At 58.1% G+C, this 22,602-nt stretch carries 22 protein-coding genes and 1 tRNA gene; 1 reads left to right on the forward strand and 22 read right to left on the reverse strand.

Annotated elements, in window-relative coordinates; translation table 11 throughout:
- The coding region (locus tag AB1772_10870) for a transposase (protein MEW5796846.1) at positions 1-317 on the forward strand (317 nt) is incomplete at its 5' end.
- 312 nt (positions 318-629) lie between these two features.
- Here AB1772_10870 and AB1772_10875 read toward each other — a convergent pair.
- The 22 genes from AB1772_10875 to AB1772_10980 all read right to left on the reverse strand — a co-directional run bounded on the left by AB1772_10875 (position 630) and on the right by AB1772_10980 (position 22,390).
- Positions 630-714: transfer RNA gene (locus tag AB1772_10875), tRNA-Leu, on the reverse strand.
- Between the two features lie 218 nt (positions 715-932).
- Positions 933-1,391: a preprotein translocase subunit SecG gene (secG, locus tag AB1772_10880; protein MEW5796847.1), complete on the reverse strand. Its 459-nt coding sequence runs from the start codon at positions 1,389-1,391 to the stop codon at positions 933-935.
- 16 nt (positions 1,392-1,407) lie between these two features.
- The gene (gene tpiA, locus AB1772_10885) at positions 1,408-2,157 is read right to left on the reverse strand and encodes a triose-phosphate isomerase (GenBank protein ID MEW5796848.1); all 750 of its coding nucleotides are present in this window, start codon (positions 2,155-2,157) and stop codon (positions 1,408-1,410) included.
- A gap of 1 nt (position 2,158) precedes the next feature.
- Entirely contained in the window at positions 2,159-3,373 is a 1,215-nt protein-coding gene (locus AB1772_10890) for a phosphoglycerate kinase (protein MEW5796849.1), read from the reverse strand.
- A 20-nt stretch (positions 3,374-3,393) separates the two neighbouring features.
- Positions 3,394-4,377, reverse strand: coding sequence for a type I glyceraldehyde-3-phosphate dehydrogenase (gap, locus tag AB1772_10895; GenBank protein ID MEW5796850.1), 984 nt, complete (start codon positions 4,375-4,377; stop codon positions 3,394-3,396).
- 6 nt (positions 4,378-4,383) lie between these two features.
- Entirely contained in the window at positions 4,384-5,178 is a 795-nt protein-coding gene (locus AB1772_10900; GenBank protein MEW5796851.1) for an outer membrane beta-barrel protein, read from the reverse strand.
- Between the two features lie 159 nt (positions 5,179-5,337).
- On the reverse strand, positions 5,338-6,936 hold the full coding sequence (locus tag AB1772_10905; GenBank protein MEW5796852.1) for a retropepsin-like aspartic protease: 1,599 nt from the start codon (positions 6,934-6,936) through the stop codon (positions 5,338-5,340).
- 1 nt (position 6,937) lies between these two features.
- Positions 6,938-8,161, reverse strand: a complete 1,224-nt coding sequence (rodA, locus tag AB1772_10910; protein ID MEW5796853.1) for a rod shape-determining protein RodA — start codon at positions 8,159-8,161, stop codon at positions 6,938-6,940.
- Positions 8,158-9,972 carry a penicillin-binding protein 2 gene (gene mrdA / locus AB1772_10915; GenBank protein MEW5796854.1) on the reverse strand — a complete coding sequence of 605 codons (1,815 nt, stop codon included), beginning with the start codon at positions 9,970-9,972 and terminating at the stop codon, positions 8,158-8,160. Before mrdA ends, rodA begins: the two co-directional genes overlap by 4 nt.
- An 8-nt stretch (positions 9,973-9,980) precedes the next feature.
- Positions 9,981-10,469, reverse strand: a complete 489-nt coding sequence (locus AB1772_10920; protein ID MEW5796855.1) for a hypothetical protein — start codon at positions 10,467-10,469, stop codon at positions 9,981-9,983.
- On the reverse strand, positions 10,466-11,257 hold the full coding sequence (gene mreC / locus AB1772_10925; GenBank protein MEW5796856.1) for a rod shape-determining protein MreC: 792 nt from the start codon (positions 11,255-11,257) through the stop codon (positions 10,466-10,468). Before mreC ends, AB1772_10920 begins: the two co-directional genes overlap by 4 nt.
- Positions 11,258-11,284: 27 nt before the next feature.
- Positions 11,285-11,737: a PTS sugar transporter subunit IIA gene (locus AB1772_10930; GenBank protein ID MEW5796857.1), complete on the reverse strand. Its 453-nt coding sequence runs from the start codon at positions 11,735-11,737 to the stop codon at positions 11,285-11,287.
- Positions 11,738-11,747: 10 nt separating this feature from the next.
- Positions 11,748-11,921 carry a Trm112 family protein gene (locus tag AB1772_10935; GenBank protein ID MEW5796858.1) on the reverse strand — a complete coding sequence of 58 codons (174 nt, stop codon included), beginning with the start codon at positions 11,919-11,921 and terminating at the stop codon, positions 11,748-11,750.
- Positions 11,918-12,883 (reverse strand): acetyl-CoA carboxylase carboxyltransferase subunit alpha, encoded by a 966-nt coding sequence (locus AB1772_10940; GenBank protein ID MEW5796859.1) that lies wholly within the window; start codon positions 12,881-12,883, stop codon positions 11,918-11,920. Before AB1772_10940 ends, AB1772_10935 begins: the two co-directional genes overlap by 4 nt.
- Before the next feature lie 50 nt (positions 12,884-12,933).
- Complete coding sequence (locus AB1772_10945; GenBank protein MEW5796860.1) at positions 12,934-13,989, reverse strand: MraY family glycosyltransferase; 1,056 nt, start codon at positions 13,987-13,989, stop codon at positions 12,934-12,936.
- Positions 13,986-14,864: a glycosyltransferase family 2 protein gene (locus AB1772_10950; GenBank protein ID MEW5796861.1), complete on the reverse strand. Its 879-nt coding sequence runs from the start codon at positions 14,862-14,864 to the stop codon at positions 13,986-13,988. Before AB1772_10950 ends, AB1772_10945 begins: the two co-directional genes overlap by 4 nt.
- 10 nt (positions 14,865-14,874) lie before the next feature.
- The gene (locus tag AB1772_10955) at positions 14,875-15,603 is read right to left on the reverse strand and encodes a polyprenol monophosphomannose synthase (protein ID MEW5796862.1); all 729 of its coding nucleotides are present in this window, start codon (positions 15,601-15,603) and stop codon (positions 14,875-14,877) included.
- Between the two features lie 2 nt (positions 15,604-15,605).
- The gene (locus AB1772_10960; GenBank protein ID MEW5796863.1) at positions 15,606-18,119 is read right to left on the reverse strand and encodes a hypothetical protein; all 2,514 of its coding nucleotides are present in this window, start codon (positions 18,117-18,119) and stop codon (positions 15,606-15,608) included.
- 22 nt (positions 18,120-18,141) lie between these two features.
- Positions 18,142-19,062, reverse strand: coding sequence for a lysylphosphatidylglycerol synthase transmembrane domain-containing protein (locus AB1772_10965; protein ID MEW5796864.1), 921 nt, complete (start codon positions 19,060-19,062; stop codon positions 18,142-18,144).
- Positions 19,063-19,350: 288 nt separating this feature from the next.
- On the reverse strand, positions 19,351-19,641 hold the full coding sequence (locus tag AB1772_10970) for a GIY-YIG nuclease family protein (GenBank protein ID MEW5796865.1): 291 nt from the start codon (positions 19,639-19,641) through the stop codon (positions 19,351-19,353).
- A gap of 538 nt (positions 19,642-20,179) precedes the next feature.
- Complete coding sequence (arsB, locus tag AB1772_10975) at positions 20,180-21,229, reverse strand: ACR3 family arsenite efflux transporter (GenBank protein MEW5796866.1); 1,050 nt, start codon at positions 21,227-21,229, stop codon at positions 20,180-20,182.
- Between the two features lie 195 nt (positions 21,230-21,424).
- Positions 21,425-22,390 (reverse strand): glycosyltransferase family 2 protein, encoded by a 966-nt coding sequence (locus tag AB1772_10980; GenBank protein ID MEW5796867.1) that lies wholly within the window; start codon positions 22,388-22,390, stop codon positions 21,425-21,427.
- Positions 22,391-22,602: the final 212 nt, after the last annotated feature.

Here is a 22,602-nt window from a genome sequence, read left to right on the forward strand (position 1 = left end):
TCGAGTGTCTGTTGAAGAACCAGGAGGCATTGCTGACGTACTTTCGGTATCCGAAGGAGCACTGGGTGTCGCTGAAAACGACCAATCCGATCGAGTCGATCTTCGCCACCGTCAAGCTGCGAACCAACGCGGCGCGACGAATCAAGTCACCGCGCTCGGCGCTGTACTTGATCTTCCAGTTGATCGTAAGAGCACAGAAGCGCTGGCGCCGGATCAACGCGCCGCACCTGGTGACGAAAGTGCTGGCGGGAGTGACGTTCGAGGACGGAATTGAGGTCAGAAGCAGAAACAATCAGACCGAAAAGCACGCTGCTTGAGAAACCAATTTACACAACTCTTGACATGAGCTCCCGACAGCCAAGTTGCAGAAGCTAAAGCAAAGACGACCATTTGCTCCAAGAATTATCTAACGTGCACGACTAGCGCTGTCAAGATCTATTCATAGTCTCTCGGAAGCACTGGGATTGATGAATAAGAGTCCGGAAAGCCGCGGTACTTTCTCTCAGCCCAATGTCCTATTTCCGTTAAGTAATAGAGGCACATCAACATAGACCCATCAGGCGATTCGAGCAAGGCGAATCCGGCAGAGAAACGCCTCCGGATAAGCTTTGATCCGGAGGCGATTATCATGGTGCGGAAGGGGGGATTTGAACCCCCACGGATTACTCCACTACCCCCTCAAGATAGCGTGTCTACCAATTCCACCACTTCCGCATCGTCGTTTTCGTCAATCGGAAGATGAGGACCCCCGATCAAGTCGAGGGCAAGCATCTGCCGGGCACGTTCCGTCACCCTTCGACAGGCTCAGGGTGACTGGTTGTCGAAACCGCAGGGGTTTCGACCTACAGGCTCTGGGCAGCAGGCACGGAGGCCTGCCGATCAGCAAGCGGGTCGAAACCGCATGGGTTTCGACCTACGGCCTGCCGATCCAATCATTCGCCGCTCGGGGCGGTTGTGTCCTGTGGGAGGCCGAGGCCGAGGCTATCCAGATTGATCGTCTGGGTCTGGCCTTCCATTCGTTGCAGCGAGTCCTGAGCGGCGGCATCCTGCTGGCGCTGCAAGCGCTCCAACTGCCGTTCCTGCTCCTGGCGCGCCCTTCGAGTAACCTCGGATTCGCCCGTGACCTCTTCGGCGGCACCGGTTACCGCCACTCGCGTGCTGGCCGACATTAACGCCAGCGCGCCGCAATTTACGAAAAACACGATCGCCAGCACCGTAGTCGCTTTAGACAAAAACGACGCCGCCCCGCGACCGCCGAAAACCGCCGATGAAACTCCGCCCCCAAACGCGGTGCCGCCCGCCAGACCCTCGCCCTTGGCCGACTGCATCAGCACCACAATTATCAGGGCGAAACAAACGATAACATGAAAGACAACCCAGGCGATAAACAACTGACCAAACCTCCGGCTAAGCAGCCTTTATGATCGCGATAAACTCGTCGGCCTTGAGCGACGCACCGCCCACCAGGGCGCCGTCGATATTCGGCTGCGACAACAATCCAGCCGCGTTCATTGCGTTGACCGATCCGCCGTACAGTATTTGTACAACTTGCGCGGCGGCGCGATCGACTGCGGCCAGCTTATCGCGAACAAAACAATGAACCGCCTCAGCCATTTCCGGGGTGGCGGTTCGACCCGTACCTATAGCCCAAACCGGCTCATAGGCGATTACCGTTTTCTTCAAATCGTCGGCCGAAAAGCCCGCCAGGGTACCAGCAACCTGTTCCCCGACAACGGCTTCGGTTCGGCCGGACTCGCGCTCCGCCAGCGTCTCGCCGACACAGACAATCGGTGTCAGGCCGCCAGTCAGCGCCTGTCTGGCTTTGGCATTGATCAACTGATCGCTCTCAGAATGATACTGCCGCCGCTCAGAGTGGCCCAAGATAACGAAGGTGGCTCCGAGTGTCAACAGCATGGTCGCGGAAATGTCGCCGGTGAAGGCCCCTTTGGGGTGCGGGCTCATGTCCTGCGCGCCCAGGGCGATACGGGTACCTTTCAGAAGCCGCGAAGCGGTTTCCAGCGCGGTAAACGGAGGACAGACGACAACCTGCACCGGGGAATTTACGAAATCGCCCGCAAGCAGTGCTCGAATCAGGTTGTCGGTTTCGGCCAGGGTGCCGTTCATCTTCCAATTGCCGGCGATAATCTTCCGGCGCATGTCAGACGGCCCCTACTTTCGTCTGATCGGTCAGCGCCGCCACGCCCGGCAGCACCTTGCCCTCCAGAAACTCCAGCGAGGCCCCCCCGCCGGTGGATATGTGGCTCAGCTTGCTTTCCAGACCGGAGCGCGAAACTGCCGATGCCGAATCACCGCCTCCAACAACGGTGGTGGCGCCCTTATCGGTCAGGTCGGCCAGCATACGGGCAACCGCGAAAGTTCCCTCGGCAAACGGCGGGCACTCGAATACGCCCATGGGACCGTTCCAGAGAACTGTCTTGATATCGGCCAGAGCTTTTGAGATCAGCTTGATCGACTCCGGCCCGATATCGAGACCTTTCATGCCATCGGGAATCTGCCTGATCGGCACTACTTTTGTCTTGGCGTTGGCATCGATCTCCGCGGCGATCACGGCGTCAACCGGCAGAATCAGTTTGACCGCGGACGCTTCGGCTTTAGCCATGATTTCGCGAGCCATCTCGACCCGGTCGGCCTCCAGTAGCGAATCCCCAATCGCATATCCCAGCGCTTTGGCAAACGTGAAGACCATGCCGCCGCCGATGATCAGCACATCGACCTTGCCGATCAGATGCTGAAGCACATCGATCTTGCCCGAGATCTTTGCGCCGCCGAGTATCGCCGCAAACGGGCGCACCGGATTGGTCAGCGCGTTGCCCAGGTAGTGCAGTTCCCGCTCCATCAGGAAGCCGGCCACAGACTGGTCGAAAAAGCGCGTGACGCCTTCAGTCGAGGCGTGGGCACGATGGGCCGAGCCGAAGGCGTCGTTCACATAGATATCCGCGAGCGACGCCAGCTTGCGGGCGAACTCAGGGATGTTCTTTTCTTCTTCCGAGTGGAAGCGGAGATTTTCCAGGAGCACCACGTCGCCGGGTTTCATCCGGCCGACCAGGTTGGACGCCTCGGGTCCGATACAGTCCTCGGCAAACGTGACCGGTTTGCTCAGCAGCTCCTGCAGGCGCCGCGCCACCGGGCGAAGCGACTGTTTCGGATCGGGCCCGCCCTTGGGACGCCCCAGGTGCGAGCAGGCAATCACCGCGCCGCCGTCGCCGAGAATCTTCCGCAGCGTCGGAAGCGCGGCGCGGATGCGGCGATCATCGGTGATATTCTGTTTGTCATCCAGCGGGACGTTGAAATCTACACGCACCAGAACCTTGCGTCCGCGGAAATTGATGTCGGAAACGGTCACCTTGTTCATGATTCAGCCTTTCAGTGCCATTACATCATCAGCATCATATCGACCATCCGGCAGGAGAAGCCCCACTCGTTGTCGTACCAGGCGAACACCTTAACCAGGTTGCCTTTCACATTAGTATACTCAGAATCGAAAATAGATCCATGGGGGTTGCCGATTACGTCGGTCGAGACAATCGGATCCTCGCAGTACTGCAATGTCTTGCTTAACGGCCCTGACGTGGCCGCCTTTTTCATGGCGGCATTGACCTCTTCGGCCGTGGTTTCGCGGCCTACCAATACTGTGAGGTCAACCAGGGATCCATCCGGTGTCGGGACGCGAATCGCGCAGCCGTCCAGCTTGCCTTTCAAATCCGGAAGCACGTCGGCGATGGCCTTGGCCGCCCCGGTGGAGGTCGGCACCATGGACATGGCGGCGGCGCGAGCGCGGCGAAGGTCCTTGTGCGGCGCATCCTGTAGGCGTTGGTCGGCCGTGTACGAGTGGATGGTCGTCATGAAGCCGCGCTCGATGCGAAAAGTATCGTGCAGCACCTTGGCGACCGGCGCCAGGCAGTTAGTCGTACACGAGCCGATAGAGACCACGTGGTGCTTCGACTTGTCGTACTGATCTGAGTTCACACCAAGTACGAACGTCCCGTCATGCCCTTTAGCCGGCGCAGATATCAACACCTTGCGCGCACCCGCCTGGATGTGCTTGGCCGCATCTTCTTTCTTGGTGAACCGGCCGGTGCATTCAAGGACCACGTCCACGCCGAGGTCCTTCCACGCAAGCTTGGCCGGGTCGAGAATCGCAAAGACCGGAATCTTCTTTCCGGCGACCACGATCTTGTCCCCGTCGACCCCAACCTCGTCCGGGTATCGCCCGTGAATGGAATCGTATTTCAGCAGATGCGCCAGCGTTTTGGCGTCGGTGATATCATTTAGCCCGACCACCTCTATATTGGTGCCGCGGGCAGCGCGGAACACCAGGCGGCCGATTCGTCCAAAGCCGTTGATCCCTACCTTCATCGCCTGCTATCTCCTTGAAAGCAATCTATGTGGATGTTCTTTCTTTGCTTTACGGGAGGCGAGATACTTCACGCCGACGGTTATGGTCAGTGAACTGTAGTCGTCCACGCCGATCAGGTTGCCGGAGAATTTCACCGGCATGTACTGGGCGTTGAGGTCGAGCGCGACTACCGAGGCCACCGGCCAGTCGATACCGCCGCCCAGCACGTAGCTGAAATCAGTCTTGGAATTCTCGCCGAACGCCGCACGATAAGCCGCGTCAATGCCGGTTACGAATTGGATATCATGACGTCCGTAATAGACTCCGCCGCCCGCCAGAAGATACGGGAACAAGCCGGCAATAGGCCTTGCGGACGGGTAGAACTTGACCTTGGCCAGGATCGGGTAGACTTGCAGGGTGCCAATACTCGAGCCACCGGTTTCCTCCACGAGATACACGTCGCCGCGGCTCACCAGGCCCAGTGAGAACTCGAGCATGAGAGCGCGGCTCAGGCGGAAGCCGAAGAATCCTTCCAGGTAGAAACTCCCTGACCCAATATCGTTCTGATAGAAGCTGTTGGCTGAAACCTGCAGACTGTCGGGTGGCGTGGCTCCCTGGTTGGACCAGCCTCCCAGCCTTACGCCGGCCTGGTTCGAGTTCAGGAAAGCATGTGTGACAGGATCATCCGCCTCGGTGCCGGACTGAGCGGCAACCTGAGCTGTGTTCAGGCAGAGAACCAGACTGACGAAGGCCGTTGCGATGCTGAGTACGCGTGACTTGCGTCCTTGTCTCATAGGCTGAAAAACGGTCTTGTAGCTCATTCGTTCCCGGTTGGAGCCAACGGGCAGGGACTGTCGGGCCGGGTCGCCCGACAGTACGCTGTCCGCAGTGCCAATTCAGCAAGCGACTCTATGGCGGCATCGCTCTTGATCATACCGATCTAATCGGCACCCGCGCGCCCTTTGCCCACCCCGGCTCGATCATTCGCCAGAGCCGGCAATATCGTAGAATACCAGTTGCTGATGGCCATAGTCAAACAGAACTCGAAACTGTTTGAGGAGTAAATTGCCTATATTTCCGGCCAGTTCCACCGACCCGGCCAGCCCGCTGCCGCTGTCCGGCAGCATGATACGCAGATCGGTGATCCGGACGTCCCCGAAACTGAAACTGGCCGCGTAGGCGGTCTTTCCGCTCAGCCCGCCACCCAGACCGCCGATCTCGTGGGGCAAGTCTGAGACGTCGCCCAGCCGGGAAACGAGGTCGTGCTTCCGGCTGAAATCGCTGTGGACGATAAGCCCGAAGGCATTACCCAGATCGACGATGTACCGCCCCGGAAGCCCCAGCAGCTCGGCCTCGATTGTGGGAATCTGCAGCGTGAGCTCAAAGGGGACCTCATGTCCGCCATCGGGTGGCTGAAAGTTGTCGGCGTTGAAAAACGTTAGAGTACCGGCCTGGTAGTCGATCAACACCGGAAAACGTGACAGGAAGTCGTAGCCGAGAATACCACCAAACGGCGGCTCGGCCTTCGATCCGCCGGTAACAACGCTCAGGTCGAGTGCCCCCCCGACCTGCCCCAGCAGAACGAGGCCGCCGATATTGATCGAGTCGGTCCGAACCAAGTCTACGTGCTCGTATCCCGCCACTCCGATTGCCGGTAGGTTACCCACCACCGGCAGGTCAAGGCCGTCGAGAGCAGGCCGATGGAACATGTTGGCTGAGGCACCCGAATCGAGAATGAAACGAAGCAGCCTTCCATTCACCTGAGCGTGAAAATAAATATGCCCGGCGATCAGTTCGAACGGCACCACCACCGAATCGTGGCCGGCCGGAAACCGGAAATCGACCGTGGAAGTTCGGCGAACAAACCGACGCGGGTCGACCGGCAGATTGAACGCAACGCTGTCGACCGTGATCCGCATTTCGGTCTGTGCGGCCGGCACACTCGAGCGCGATGTAAGCGGCATCAAAACACCGCCGCGAATAGCATGATCCGAGTACTCGGTCACTATTTCCAGGTTGTCGACTGTAATTACGTCGAAGCTCTGGTACCCGGTGGTCGTGTCGAAATACGAGTATACCGTGTCGGTGTACAGCGGGTAAAAGCCGACTCTGTGCATGGGCCGCCCGCCGCGGGTTTCGATACCGAGGTACTCGCGCTCTCCGGGAAGGCGGTTTTCGAGAAGGAACGAATATGTTTGAAAGTAAACCTGGCTGAGCAAAGCGCGCTTCTCGTAGCCGCTGAGTTCGCTCACCTGGCCATTGTGATCACGCTGCCAGGCCGTGGCGCCGTCGAAAGCCTGCGCCAATGCAAACGGGCCGAGTTTCATCTCCATGCACAGATTGTCCGGTATTGCGACGTACACTTCGTACGAGCCGGGGAGGCCGTTCAATATGGCCGTGCCCGCGGCATACGAGGTCGTCATGTTCCGCAGCCTGTCCACTGCGGCCGGGCCACCTACTGATTGAATCAGCAACGAGTCGAGATTGAAGGCCGCTGCCTGCCCGACCAGCAGCATCGAGAAGCAGGCTGCCGAAAGCGCGCGAATCGTGTTCGTCGTCAGCTTTAGCGCGGCGGCCATCTCAGTACTCCTGCCAGTGCTGTTCGGCAGAGACAATCAGGCCGATCAGCGTCCAGAATAACACCAGGGCCGTCCCGCCGTAGCTGACGAACGGCAGCGCCAGACCGGTCACCGGCATGAGGCTGAGGGTCATCCCTATGTTGACGAAAAACTGAAACATGATAATGCCAGTCGCGCCCATCACGACATTCGACGCAAACCGGGAGCGGCAGCGCGCCGCCACCTTGATTGCGCGATAAAACATGAAGCAAAACAGCAGCATGACCACGACAGCCCCCAACAAACCGAATTCCTCCCCAAGAACCGAAAATATAAAGTCGGTGTGGCGCTCCGGCAGGAAGTCAAGCCGAGATTGCGAGCCGCCCAGAAAGCCCTTGCCGAACAGACCTCCCGAACCGATGGCGATCTTCGATTGGATGATCTGGTAGCCCGCCCCGCGTGCATCCTGGCCGGGATCAAGAAACATCAGGAACCGGTCCTTCTGGTAGTCGGCCAGACGATTCCAGAGAAGCGGTGTAATCGCGCCGAATGCCAGATTGATCACGACCGTGGCGATACTCACCAGCATTCCGGGGCGAAGCAAGAACAGCACGATTAACACCACGAGGATATAAACAGCCCAGGAAATCCAGTGCGAGGCCGCAACCAGCGACAGAATCGGTGAAACGGTCAGCAGCATGAAACCGACTGACAATCCAGACCAGAACCAGAGGACAAACAGGAGCACGAAGAATACCAGCGAGGTACCCAGGTCCGGCTGTTTCAAAATGAGCGCAGCGGGTACAGCGGCCAGCAGCGCTGAGATGGCAAAGCGGCGCTTGGACGATGGCGGCAGATGCGTGTAAGCGAAAAATCGACTGAGACTCAACAGCAGAGCAATCTTGGCGATATCCGAGGGGGCCAGATTTATCGGGCCGAAATCGAAGAAGCGACGGGCATCGCTCAACTTGGAATGGCCGACAAACAACACCGCCACCAGGAGCACCAGCGCCACACCGTACAGCAGATACGCCCCGTAATCAAACAGCTTGAGCGGCAGGTGAATGACAGCGGCAAATACTCCAAGCGCGATCAGCAGCCACAGCATCTGCCGCAGGTAATAATCGCGTTCGTAATCGGTGTTTGCGAAGTGTTGCGCCGACATAATCAGGAAGATGCCGATCACCGAGAGTGCCAGCACGGCGCCGATCAGTTTCCAATCCAGTTCGCCGTAATTGACGGTCATCGCTTCGCCTCCGGAGCGACCGCCGCGATCTGGTCCGGCGGCTGTTTCTTCGCCATGTAGGCGTCGATGACTTTCGCTACGACCGGCGCCGCGACCTCAGAGCCATGACCCGCGTTCTCGATAATCGCGCACACCACGATTTCCGGAGCTTCGAACGGGGCAAAACCGACAAATAGCGAGTGGTCGCGCCCGTGCGGATTCTGGGCCGTGCCGGTCTTGCCGGCAATCGTGTATCCTTTGCGCCGCAAAGACCGAGCCGTTCCACGGTCCCCCTGCACCACCAACCGCGCCCCCTCCCTAAGAACCGCCATTGTCTCCGGAGAGAAGGGTAGCGCGAAGGAGCGTCGAGGTGACATGACCTGGCGACGGCCGTCGGGCCAGACGACGGACCTTACCATGTGCGGTCTGTAAACTGTGCCTGAGTTGGCGATGCCGCAATAGAATTGGGCCAACTGCAAGGGCGTCACAAGGATTTCACCCTGCCCGATGGAGTTATTCAGCACCAGCCCCTGGGTCCACCCGCGCTTTCCGTAGATACGGTCATAGTAGGCACTGTTAGGGTTGTTGCCCCTCACCTCGCCGGGGATCTCGATACCGGTCGGTTTGCCGAATCCGCATTCGTCATAATACTTGCTGAGCAGGTCGACACCAAGTTTCAAGCCCAACTGGTACATGTATATGTCGCAGGACTGCTCGATAGCATGCGCGGCTGCCAGCACGCCATGCCCCCGCTCGTCCCAACAGTGGAAGATACGGTTGCCGAATCGGTACCCGCCGGTGCAGCCGCGGAAAGTCGACGTGGGCGTGATGAGCTTCTCCTCCAGCCCGGCGCCGACGGTTATCAGCTTGAGCGTTGATCCCGGCGGATACTGTCCGGTAAGGGGGCGGTTCAGCAGCGGATGCGAGGAATCGGTAGACATCGCCTGCCAGAGCGAGTCGGAGATGGGACCGGAAAACAGGTTGGCGTTCCAACTTGGGTACGACACCATCGCCAGTATCTCGCCGTTGCGGGGATCGATTGCCACCACCGCTCCGCAGCAAAAGCTGTCGAGCGCGAGCAGGCTTGCGCGTTGCAAATCAAGATCCAGTGTGAGGTGCAAGTCGGCCCCGGGTACCGGGTTCTTTCGCGCAAGTCCTTCGTACGGTCCGACCACCTGCCCCGATGCAAACACCTCTATGTATTCCGTGCCGTCGAGCCCACGCAACTGCGGGTCAAACGCCTTCTCCAGTCCTTTTTTGCCGATGATCGAGCCGGGTCGAAGATCGGAGGAACGGTACTGTTCCAATTCATCGCGGGATACTTCGCTAACGTGGCCGGTGGCGCACTCCGCACCGGTGGAGTCGGCGTAGTTTCTCACCCGCTCCATCTGTATGGTAACCCCGGGGAAGCGATCGTGCTGTTCTTCGAGGACGGCGACGATTTCGAATGGTGTACCACGTTTGACGGCCGCCGGCTGGTAACGATTGACTGTATTCTTGACAATCCGCTTGCGGATTTCGACAGTATCAATCTGAAGTAACCCGGCGAGGTTCGGTACGGTCAGGTTGCGCACCTCTTCCGATGGAAGGACCGACACGGTATAGGACGTGCGCGTGTCGACCAGGACGCGGCCCTCGCGATCATAAAACGTGCCCCGCCGTGTGACGATTGGGAGCAGGCGAACACGGTTCTTTTCAGACTGGTCGGCCAGTTGCTGGTGCTGGAAGACCTGGAACCGAAGCAGGCCGGCAAACAGAAAAAGGAACATCAAGATGATCACCACAATTGCGGTGCGTTCCCGGCCGGACATTGACAACTCGAGGCGATCCATTTCACCACTCAAAAGATAGCTTTGACTTTCTCGACTGTAATGACCCGTTCCTTAACCAGGAAGAAAAGCCAGGCGATCAGACTGGTATAGACCGCGCCCGCCAGGGCATACCTGAGCAGATTGATCAGGAAGGCGTCGGCCTGGCTGATCAGCAGCACGATTACGTTGTGAATGACGAGCCCGCCGAAGACCACGAGCAGCCTGGCCTTGAGAGACTCCAGATTGAGCCGCTCCCGCACCCGGCGGGCGCCAAGCGCAAGCCCGGCCATGATCAGGCCATGCCAGCCGAGCTGAGTCGGCGGTGCACCCGCGAAGGCCACCAATCCGGCTGCGAATCCGAACCAGGTAGCCGGAATGTCTTCTTTGTACAGCCCGACTGCCAGCACGATAAACGCGGGCAGGTTCAGCGAAGCGGTGTAAATCGACGTGATTCCCTGGAGGATAACTGCATGAAGGGCTATGATAATCAGGTAGATAACGTAAGGAATGATAGTCACTGCCGGCTCTCCTTGAGGACAAACAGCTCCTCGAGGCTGTTGAAATCAGCAGCCGGCTCAATCTCGACCCGGCAAAATGTCTCCTCCGGAGGTCGGTCGACATCCCGAACCGTCCCGATCACCAGGCCGGGCGGGAATACTCCCCCTAATCCCGATGAAATAATCTGGTAGCCGACCTCGATATCGCCCAGAATCGGGAAGTTATCGAGGATCATTCCGTCGCGTGTTCGATAGCGTACGATACCCATCTGACGGCTTTCCGCCACCTTTGCGGCTACCCTGTTGGCCGGATTTGTGAGTAGTTCTATTGTAGCTACTTCTTCCAGGGCCGTGATAACGCGACCGACCAGGCCAATCTGGTTTATTACCGGCATCCCCTGGACGACCCCGTCCCGGGAGCCCTTGTTTATAACCGCGTTAGTCGGCACTACGGTGCCGCTTATCGAAATCACCCGCGCCGGCAGCAGTCTGTAGCCGGGTGGGGCCTCGAAGTCCAGAATCTTCTGGAGGCGGATGTTTTCGCGCTGAATCTCGCTCAGGCTGGACAGACGCAGTGTGGTCTCGCGAAGAAGAAGCTGCAGACGGGCGTTCTCCTCAGCCGTGGCCAATGCGTTCTCCACGGTTGTTTTGATCTTGGAGAATGGATAATAGAGTACGGTTATGATCGTCCCGCTGACGTACGGCGCCACCTGCGGGCCGGTCATGATCAAACCGAGGGACAGGAGGCAGATTGCGGCAAGATTAATCGTGCGTACGTAATTCGAAACAAGATGGGAAGTCCATTTCATGTGCCAAGCCAGTCCTGTTCCGGCCGGTCAGTTAATCTTGTCAATCAGAGTCAGAACATCTCCGGGGGAAGTGGCTTCCATCAACTTCTGCCGGTTCTCCGCCGATTTCATCAGGAACGACAGCCGCGCCATCACGTTAAGATGCGCGCCGATTGCGTCCTCGGGGGCGGCGATAAGAAAGAACAGATACACCGGCTTTTGATCCATGGCGTCGAAATCGATGCCCGTGTCGTTGCGGCCGAAAGCAATCACCACCCCTTTCACGGAACGGGTCTTGGCGTGCGGAAACGCCACCCCGTTGCCGACACCGGTGGTGACCAGTTCCTCACGCTCCCTGACGTCCTGGAGCAGGCGGTCGCGATCCTTGACCATATTCGATGCGGCCGCCAGGTCGACCAGTTCCTCGATTGCGGCGTCCTTGGTACTCCCCTTCATGTTAAAAGTAACCAGCCCCTCTTCACAGAATTTCGACAGTTTCATTTTCGGTTTCCTACTTCAGTTTCTCAGCCGTCTCGATTTCAAGCACCGGGATGTCATCGGCCACCCGGAAAACCAGCCGGCAGTTCGGACAAATCAACTGGTCTTTCTCGGGACGGTACTCCAGGCTGCCGTGGCACTTTGGGCAGGCCAGTTTGTCCAGCAGTTTTTGCGGCAACGCCATCATCGCTCCTTGTATGCACCCATGGCCCGGAACTTGAGCAGTCTTTCCTCCAGCAGTTCCGCGACCGGTTTATCCTGTAATTCACTCAGTGCGGCCAGAATATCGGCTTTCACCAGGCGGGCCGCCTCGGCCGGGTCGTTGTGCGCTCCGCTGGGCGGCTCGGGAATGACCCTGTCCACTACGCCAAGGCGAAGCAGCGTCTCCGCGGTCGGCTTGAGCGCCTCCGCCGCCTCCGGGCCTTTGCCCGAGTCGCGCCAGAGTATCGCCGCGCAGGCCTCCGGCGAGATCACCGAATACCAGGCGTACTCCATCACCAGTATGCGATCACCGATACCGATACCCAAGGCTCCGCCCGATGCGCCCTCGCCCAGAATGACGATTACCATCGGCACTCGAATTCGAAACATGGCGCGCAGGTTGTCGGCGATCGCCCACGCCTGGCCGCGCTCCTCGGCGCCGATTCCGGGATGCGCCCCGGGGGTATCGATCAGAATGACGATCGGCACCCCGAACTTCTCTGCAAGATGAAAAAGCCGGAGCGCCTTGCGGTAACCCTCGGGATGAGCCATACCGAAATTCCGGCGCAGCTTCTCCTTGGTGTCACGCCCTTTTTCCTGCCCCACCACCATAATCGGGCGGCCGTCGAGCCGGGCGAACCCACCAACCATCGCCTGGTCATCCGCAAACGCGCGGTCGCCATGCAACTCGAGGAAATCGGTGGTCATCATGCGGATGAAGTCAAGCGAATGGGGCCGGCGAGGATGCCGGGAAAGCTGCACCCGCTGCCAGCGTGTGAGCGAGGAGTAGATCTCGGTCCGAAGCTGGTTCAGCTTGACCTGCATGGACTGAATCTCGGCGTCCAGTTGGACTCCTCCGCCCACCGAGAAATCCCTCATGTCGGAAATCTTCTTCTCGAGTTCCACGAGAGGACGTTCAAAATCGAGATACTGTTGTCCCTCAGCCATGGGTGCGGTCTCTACAAAGCCCGGACTAATAGTTCTGCATCACCAACAACTCACCGATTCCTCGGCGAGCGGTTCATCCTGGCCATAAAGATAAAGAACAGACCGGAAATTACAACCATAAAAAGGACCAGTAAGCCGAATACTATCAATCGGTTAAGGAAATACATCGCCAGCGCAAAACCCCCGAACACTGCCGATACGACGTAGAAGATTCCGACCACCATTTGGGGCGAGAGCCCCGCCAGCGCAAGGTAGTGGAAGAGATGGCGACGGTCGGCTTTCATCACGTTGCGTCCCGAGACCAGACGGCGAGAAAACGAGATCGCGGTCTCCATAAGCGGCACGCCGAGCGCCAGAAGCGGCAAATAGAGCGCAGCGGCGGTGTAAGATTTGATAGGGACGAGAAGCGAAACCACGGCGAAGTAGTAACCGATTTGAAGCGAACCGCAGTCGCCCAGAAAAATCTTCGCCGGGAACCGATTGAAAAACAGAAATACCGCGAGAAATCCAATCAGCGCGTTCGCAAACAGCACGGCCGACTCCGCGTAATGCAGTGTGCCGATCGTAACGAGAGTCACACAGGCGATCAGCGAGACCCCGGCCGCCAAACCATCGAGTCCGTCGATCAAGTTGATTGCATTGGTAAGCATGACCACCCAAATGATCGTGATAATGACGGACATGGACCCGATATCGTAGCTGCCGGCAAAGGGAATCGTGACCGGATTGATCGCCAGTCCGCCGAGATACAGGATGAGTCCGGCTGCCGTCTGGGCGGCCAACTTGGACCAGGCTGAAAGCGGTTTGAGATCGTCGGCCAGGCCAACCAGAAAGACAACCAGCGCTCCGGAGAAGACGTATAGCAGCGACGACTTCGTCCCGGCGAGCAAGGCGGGCGACAAGAACGAACAAGTCGCCACAGCCGGCCAGAGCGAGAAGAACAGCACCACTCCACCAACATTCGGCACCGGGCGGTGATGCCTCTTATGGCGACCCGGCCGGTCGACAAACCCGTGGCGATCGGCCAGACGTATCGCCGGTGTCATGAGACTGGCCGCAACGACAAGACTCAATCCCAGAGCAATCAGCAACGCCAGCCAATTCATGACGCTTCCTGCCTCGCTCTCTTAGACGGCCTGACGATTTGAATCGCGAGATTCGCAGCCAGGAGTAACGGCAGTAGCACCACTGAAAAGCCGTTGGGAAAATGCTTGAGGAAGTACTTCCACACCGAGTGATGATGCCAGAGCAGCCGTCGTACACGACCCACTGTCGTTCCTTCGCCCCAGCGGTGGACCCCGCCCGCGCTCGGGACAAACAGGTTGACTCGCCCGTGCTGATGCAGGCGCAGCGAGAGGTCGGTGTCTTCCATATACATGAAAAAGCGAGTGTCAAAGCGCCCGACTTGTTCAAAGAGATCGCGCTTGATCATCACCATAGTCGCAGCCACCGCAGGAACTGCGGTGGTCTGGTCATAATCAGGCAGCGTGTATCTCACGCCTGCAGTAACTGGGCGTTTCAACAACCATGCCAGCGCCGATCCCCGCGAAAAGAAGATATTGCCGATAGTCGGAAACTGCCGGCAGGTTGGCTGGAAGGAGCCATCGGCGTTACGCAGGCGGCCCGATATGAGACCGGCGTTTTCGTTTGACTGCGCCGCCGTCAACAAGTGGGCTAGTGCGTCTCTGTCGATGGTTACATCGGGATTGAGAAACAGCAGCCATTCGCCGGCGGCAACTTCGGCGCCCCTATTACATGCGGCCGCGAAACCGAGGTTCTTGTCGTTTTTCAGTACTGTTGCCAGGGGAAAAAGCTGTACCGCTTCGGCGGCGGAGCGATCTGTAGACGCATTATCTACCAGGATAAGCTCGTGATCGATCCCCGCGACCGCAGCGTCAAGCGCCTTGAGGCAGCCGGAGAGAGCAGGCAGGGAGTTATGCGCAACGACTATGATCGAGACCTTGGGTACCTTTGGGCCCACCGCACCAGCTCTACGACAGCTTGCCGAACATCGCTTTCAGACGGAGCGCCCAGACCATCCAGACCGCCTCGCGCATGATCTTCTTCGACATCTTGGACTTCCCGGCGACCCGGTCATAGAAGATGATCGGGATTTCTTTGATGCGGAACCCTTTCTTCCAGGCCCGCATCGACATCTCGATCTGAAAGGCATAGCCGGTCGATCTGACTTGATCGAGTTCGATCGCCTCGAGCACCTCGCGGCGAAAACACTTGAAACCGCCGGTGGCGTCGCGCAGCGGCAGGCCGGTGACGACACGAGTATAAACATTTGCGAAATAAGACAGCAGCAAACGGCTCATCGGCCAGTTGATGACATTTACTCCCGATATGTAACGCGAGCCTATGACCAGATCGTATTCCTGAATGGTCTTGAGAAAGTCACGGATATACTCAGGGCTGTGTGAGAAGTCGGCATCCATTTCAAAGATGAAATCGAACTTGCGTTCAATAGCCCACCTGAACCCGGCGATATAGGCACGTCCGAGACCTTCTTTCTCCGCGCGGTGCAGCACGTGGACTTTGTTCAATTCGGCGGCGAGACGGTCGGCCACCTCGCCGGTGCCGTCCGGCGAGCTGTCATCGACAATCAAGACATGAATACGCGGGTCAAGCGGTATGACGGCGTGCACGATCTTCTCGATATTGTCGCGCTCGTTGTAGGTCGGAAAGATGATGAGTGCGCGTTGTGGCTGAACCACGGCTATTCCGTTTCTCTCTCAAGTGATTCCTGTGTCTCGTGTCGGCGACGGCCAAAGTACCAGGTAATGCCGATAACGCCCAGCAGACTGAGCCATGACACCACACTCACGGTGTGTCCCAGCGCGTATCGGGCGGAATGATACTCGAAACGAATTTCGCGGCAGCCGGCCGGAATCGCCACGGCCCGAAAAGCGCCGTAGGCGCGGAGGCAATTAGCCGGTTGGCCGTCGACAGTCACCTGCCACGATGGAAACCAGGTGTCGGTCAGGACAAGCATGGCGTCGTGTGAGGTAGATACTCCGATCACGACTGTCTCCGGCTGATAGTCGACTATCCAGACCGAATCAGCCGCGCCTTCCTCCGGAGCGATTTCGAGCGGCGGCGCTTCTTCGAGCAAGGCCACGCGCCGAAGATCGGACGCGCCGCTGAGCACCTCGGCAATCATCGCATCCCGGTCCGAGATGACTTTGAGTTCGTTGGCCAGGAATACACGGGGAAGGGCGTTATCATTGCGGAGCAGCTTTGCGCTGCCGTAGCTTTCCACGTGCACCAGCGGCAATGGGCCAAAGTGGTTGGGCGGGAATGTCCCCGATGTGGTATTGATAAGATAGCGGGTGCCGGTCAGGTTCACCAGACGCGGGTTGAACCTCTGGATATGAGTGAGGTTCGGTCCGCCGAGCAGATCGTCGTACCAGCGCAACTGGTTGCCATGATAGCCGACCGTGACATCGATTCCATGCACCGGCAAACTGGCGTCCTTGGGCGCGGTCAGATTGATGACGCGGAATTTTCCTTCTTGCCCGGACAAAAACCGGGTCAGCGGATTCTCGCCGTACTGGCTGGAGAAGCGCGCATCCTCGACTACATCAATAAAGCGGCTGTTGAATCGCATGCCGTCGATAACCGCCAGGGCCACCAGCGCGATCAGGATTCCGGCACCCGTCTTCCCGTGTCGGTAAAGCCACACGAACATCGCCGCCATGGCGACAAGCAGGAGCGCGATCCAGGCGCCGGATTGAGTCGCCGACAGGTTCATGTAGGCAACATCGAGTTTGGTCACCCCCTGCTGCACCGCTTCGGACGACGCTTCGCTGTAGAACAGCGAACACCAGAGCCCGATCAGACTCCGTCCCGCGGCTGTAAATCCCAGCGCGAGGAACAACAGAAGCGCGGGGAAACCGAGGAGCACATAATTGAATCGGTTGTCTCGCGACTTTCTGGCCTCGCTCCGCAAGTCGCTTACGGCCTGCAGGCCCATTCCGGCCAGAAGAGAAACCGCGAACGAACCGAGAAACATGATCATCGCCGGGGCGCGCATAGACTCGACTTTGGGCACGAGCGTAAACATGATCCAGAAGAAGGGAGTAGTTCCGCCCAATGCGTACAGTAGCGCGAACAGCCCGAGAATGCCGAAAAACCACGCTTCTTTGCGGTGGCGATAGAAGAACAGTCCTATGATAGCCAGAAACAGCGACACCGTGCCCAGCCACTCCGAGTTATCCTTGAAGAAGTTCTTTCCCCAGTAGAAGGTTTTCGCTTTGTCGGTGGATGTGCCGGAAAACTCGGGAATGACCAGCGACGCCGCCTCTTCCTCGTGCATCGACCACGAAGTTGCCCACTCCCAGCCGCGTTTGGTGTCGGCGCGCGGCGAATACTCCTGCGTGTAGGATATGCCGGGATACATTTGAATGGCCGAAAGCAACAAGCCCACCGCGACCGCATAGACCACGAGCAGCCCCGGTCTGACAGCGGGCAGTACTGATTTCTTCTGTACCAGGACAATGATAAGCCTGAACGCGGCGAGAAAACTAAGCGCCCAGAGTGAAAAGTACGACATCTGGGGGTGGGGCGTCAGCAGAATCAGGCCGACCGTAAGTCCGGTCAGCGAGAAGTACTTCAGTTGGGAAAGGAAGCGGTCCTTCTCAAATCCCCGGTCGAGAAAGAACATCAGCGCGGGGAACAGCGACGCAACATAGATCTTCCCGTCGTGTCCGGGCGCTACCATCGAGACCAGATACCCCGCGAACATGTAGCTCGCCCCGGCGAACAGCGACGGCACCCGCGCCAGCTTGAACTGACGCGCGGCGCGATACATGAACAGGCCGGACAGGTAGATGTGGAGAATCATCAGCCAGCCGAGATCGCGGGCGATATCAATTGGTTCAATCTTGCTGTCGAGCCAGACGCGAAGGTACTTCAAAAGCAATGACGGCGGGTAGAAGATGTCGCTGTGAAACGCCTCGACAAATGGCATCCCTCCGAACTGGTGCGGCATCCACTGCGGAATGGCGCCGCCGTGCGCCGCCATGTAAGTCGCCTGGTATATGCGAAACATAAGGCTGGCCTGGAGAATGTCCGAGCCGTAGAGCATCTGGTCGGAGAAAATGAAATCCGAGAAGAGGAAGACAATCGCCAGGAACAGCACGAGAAACGCCGCGGGCACAAACCAGCGCGAGTTCTCAAAACTGAGGGCTTGTCTTCGGGATCGACCGGCGGAATGTTTTTGCGGGGTCAAGATATCTCCGAATTGAACGAGACTACTTCCTAATGGCCAGGGCCAGCAGCGCAGCCGACGCGTCAATTACTACCGACCAAATTCGCGCCACCACCGCCAGCGCAGGAGCCACCGGGCCGACAAACGGCGCGAGCAACGCGCCCATGATCAACTCGCGCGGGCCGAGTCCGCTCGGAGCGAATATCGCCAGGTAGCCGATCTGGTACGCGATATTGTACAGCCCGATCGACAGCAAAATCGACGGGGCGCTGTCGCCGAGAATCGATACCAGAAACAGCCAGAACGCCAGCCCGAATAAAATCCAGCCCAGAAAATACCCGACAAACGCTTGCAGGGCAACCGATTTGTCCAGCGTGAAAAGCGCCGGCGGACGGCCCAGTTTCCTCAGTACGAAGTTGGCGAGCCGCAGAAACGGCTGGGGATACAGAACCAGCACGGCGCAACCCAATAGACCAAGAATACCGGCGGTATACGCCGAGCCAGGCCCCATGATCTTGAACTTATCGATCAGCAGCGCCGGTTCGAACTGGGCCGCTATCACCCAAACCAGAAGCGAGGCCGGTATTGTGAAAAGTTCTGTAATCACGAACGAAGCCGCCGCCTGCTCCTCCGGGATGTTCTTCTGTTTGGCGAGGTAGAGCATCCCGAACACCTGCCAGACCTTGCCGGGGATGTACCGTCCAAGATTGGAGAGATTAAGTATTCGATACCCCGCTGCCTGACTCACCAGATGCCCGAACGCCGAGATGACTTTAACCCACGCGGCGGAAAACACGACCAGGGCCGCCATCGCGCAGACAAGCGACAACGCCAGATACACAATGTCGAACTGCCAGTCGAACTGTCTGACCTGATCCCAGTTGACCCAGACCTGCCTCGCGACATAGTACACCACGACACCGGTAAGGATGATCTTGAGGAGTACGACGAGTGTTTTCTTCATTCCTTGTGCTTTGACACAATCTGTGACCGCAATGGTACCCCACCCAGCGGGTGGGTTCAACCAGAAAAGTGCGGAGCTATTAATTCCAGGGGGGCTGACCGGGGGGTCTGCCTCGCACCGACCGCCCGAATCTGAGTCGGGAGAGGCTCATTGTAGTTGGCCGGAGGCCGTCCTACCAGGCCGCGGCCGTGTACCCAGGTGTGGCCGCAAAGGCATTGACTCAGTGCCTTCGTCCATCGCTGCACAGCGTAATTCAGGTCGTTTATAGCCGCACCGTTCAGCGGATAGTCAATGTGCCAGATCCTTGTAAAGATCGCGCCACTCCGGGTTGATTCGCTCAATCATCGCGATTTTCGCTGCCCGCCTGCGGTTTTTCCACCTCTTCTCTGCTGCGATGGCCTCAACGACGCTGGCGTGTTCCTCCCAGTACACCAGAAGTTTAACTTGGTACTTAGCAGTGAAACCGGGAACGAGTCCCGGCCGATGAGCCGTGATACGTTGAATCAAGTTGGTGGTCACACCGACATAGAGCGTCCCGTTCCTGCCACTTGCCATCATGTATACAAACGCCGATTTCATACCATCCTCCCAAAGATCAACAGTCAGAACTCTGTCATAACCAAGAAGCAATCACGGACGATCATAAACTCCGGGCTACTGTTCTTTCCAAAACAACTGGGCCCCGGCTTTCGCCGGGGTGACGACCTGATAGTCGTCCTTTGGAAAAAGAGAGTTTACTGCTGTCGTCATCGTTCGGCGCTCGTACAATAGTAGAGTTGACTGACAGATCCTGTCAGTGAAAACGAGCATTAAGAGTGGACTCCCCAGCTCACTTCCTCTGGGGGCGCTCTCACAGTACACAGGCAGCAGTCTATGTCGTCCGCAACAAAATCGGGTCTGCGCATCCATAGGGCGGGAGCCCAGTCCCGTCACCCCGTCGGAAGACGGGGCCCAGTTGTGGTGGCTATGGCTGAACCCACGTGCAATGCACCATAATAAGCCAATGAGCTTGAGCGTCGTGCCGTTGATGAGTTAAGACAACCTCCCCTGGCTCGATCTCGGGTGTGACAACCTAATGGCCGACCGCGATAGGGACACCGTCGCAGCCATCCATTCGTCACCCAAAATACGTCTCCCTCCACCAGAGCGATACTTTCACCAGCAAAAGCATCACCGGCACTTCGACCAGCGGGCCTATGACCGTAGCAAACGCGACCCCCGAGCCAATTCCGAACACCGCCACCGCCACCGCTATCGCCAGCTCGAAATCGTTGCTGGCGGCAGTCAGGGCGACTGTCGCGGTCGAGGCGTACGCGGCTCCGAGTTTTTTCGAGAAATAAAACGTGATCAGGAACATCAATACGAAATATAGCGCCAGCGGAAGCGCTACGCGGAGCACGTCGAGCGGCAGCTGAATGATCAATTCGCCCTTGAATGAGAACATCACTACGATAGTGAACAACAGCGCGATCAGCGTAATCGGGCTGATACGCGGCACGAACACTCGCTCGTACCAGTCCCGCCCCTTGAGAGCCAGCAGGCTGAAGCGCGTGATAATTCCCGCTATAAACGGGATGCCGAGATAGACAAACACGCTCTCGGCGATATCGCCAAGGCTTACATCGACCACGCTCCCGGCCATCCCAAACAGCGACGGCAGCATGGTGACAAAGATCCAGGCGTAGATGCTGTAGAAGAGCACCTGGAAGACCGCGTTGAATGCCACCAGCCCGGCTACCAGATCGCGGTCGGCTTTGGCGAGATCATTCCAGACCAGCACCATCGCGATACACCGCGCCAGGCCGACTAAGATCAGACCGATGGCGTACTCCGGCAGATCACGCAAGAGCAACATCGCCAGCAGAAACATGATAATTGGACCGACCACCCAGTTCTGAACCAGCGACAGTGCCAGCACCCGGCGGTGATTGAATATCGTCCCAAACGCCTCGTAGCGCACCTTGGCCAGCACCGGGTACATCATGAGAATCAGCCCGGCGGCGATCGGGATATTGGTCGTGCCGACCGAGAGCTTCTCCACTAAACCGGTAATGCCGGGCAGGAAATACCCCAAAGCGACCCCAACCGCCATTCCGAGAAAGATCCAGACCGTGAGATACCGGTCCAGAAACGACAGGGAGCGGGACATGGGCGTGGGGTGGGCCATTATAGACTCGACTCAATGTCGAAACCGGAGGGTTTTCGCCCTACAACTTGCTTGGAATTCCCAACACCCGTTTGAGGTTGCACTTTGTGACCTCAAGACCCACCGGTCAATCACAATCGATACCCCAACTTGAGGTCGCAGTCTGCGACCTCAAACCGCCTTGTCGAAACCACAGGGGTTTCGACCTACAACATCTCACCCCTCGGTCTTCTTCCGGTTCAGGTTCTCAAGGATCGCGTTGGTCTTCTTGCGAAGGTCGGTCATCTCTTCCTTGAGCGCGGTCACGCCCTCGGAGATAAACCCCATCAGGAAGAAGCTCATACCGACCCCAATCAGCAGCATCACCAGATACAAAAGCGTCCGGTTGCCGTGCATCATCACGTAGCGCTCATAGATCGCATAAAACCCGACCAGAATGCCCAGCAGAATGAAGATCATGCCGGTCATGCCGAAAAACAAAAGTGGCTTGCGCAGAAACGTGATCTGGAACTTCACCGCGAGCATGTCCAGCACGCCGACCGGTATCCGCCAGACCGAGAACTTGGTTTTCCCCCACTGGCGCGGGTAGAGCGGCACCTTGACTTCCTCCACCTGGAACCCCTCGTTGGCGGCCAGCACCACGAGATACCGGTGCCAATCCTTGCGGAGGAAAATGCTGTCGACCACCACCCGACGAAACGCCTTGACCGAGTTGAGATCGTGAACCCGAAGCCCGAAAATCTTCCGCGAAAACCAATTGTAGATAGTCGATACCAAGCGCTTGGAGTATTTCCCCTGCTTCCAGCCGGTGCTGATATCGGCCCCCTCGGCAATCGGCGCAACCAGCGCGGGGATATCCTCGGGCAGGTATTGTAAGTCGGCCGGGTAAAAGACAAACACGGTGCCGGAAGCCCGCTCGAATCCGGTCTGAAGCGCGGCGGTCAGGCCGCGGACACGCTGGTGCGACGCGTACCGGATGAAGTCGTACTTTTTCGCATTGGCCTTGATCTTATCGAGCGTGTTGTCAGTAGAGCCGTCGTCGACAAACACCAGGTCGCACCTAAACGGCGCCTTTTCGCGCATCTCGGCGTACAGACGGCAGAACTCGTCGATATTCCCCTCCTCGTTGAGGGCCGGGACGATAGTCGAGACGATAAAATCGTACCTGGGGTCGAGAGTCATTGAACAATCCTAAACCGTTAACGGCAGGACCGCAGGGGTCCTGCCCTACCGGACTATAGCAGGCGGGGCCGCCTAAACTCAACATGTTTTTTGGACTCACCCCCGTGGCCCACTTCGCCTATGGTGAGTGGGATTGAAACTCCCCTCGCACGAAGTCTTGTAGGTCGGCGTTCCTCGCATCGACCATTTGAGCGAGGAACCCGACATCTTCT

Source organism: Candidatus Zixiibacteriota bacterium (assembly GCA_040752815.1).
Taxonomy (GTDB): domain Bacteria; phylum Zixibacteria; class MSB-5A5; order GN15; family FEB-12; genus JAGGTI01.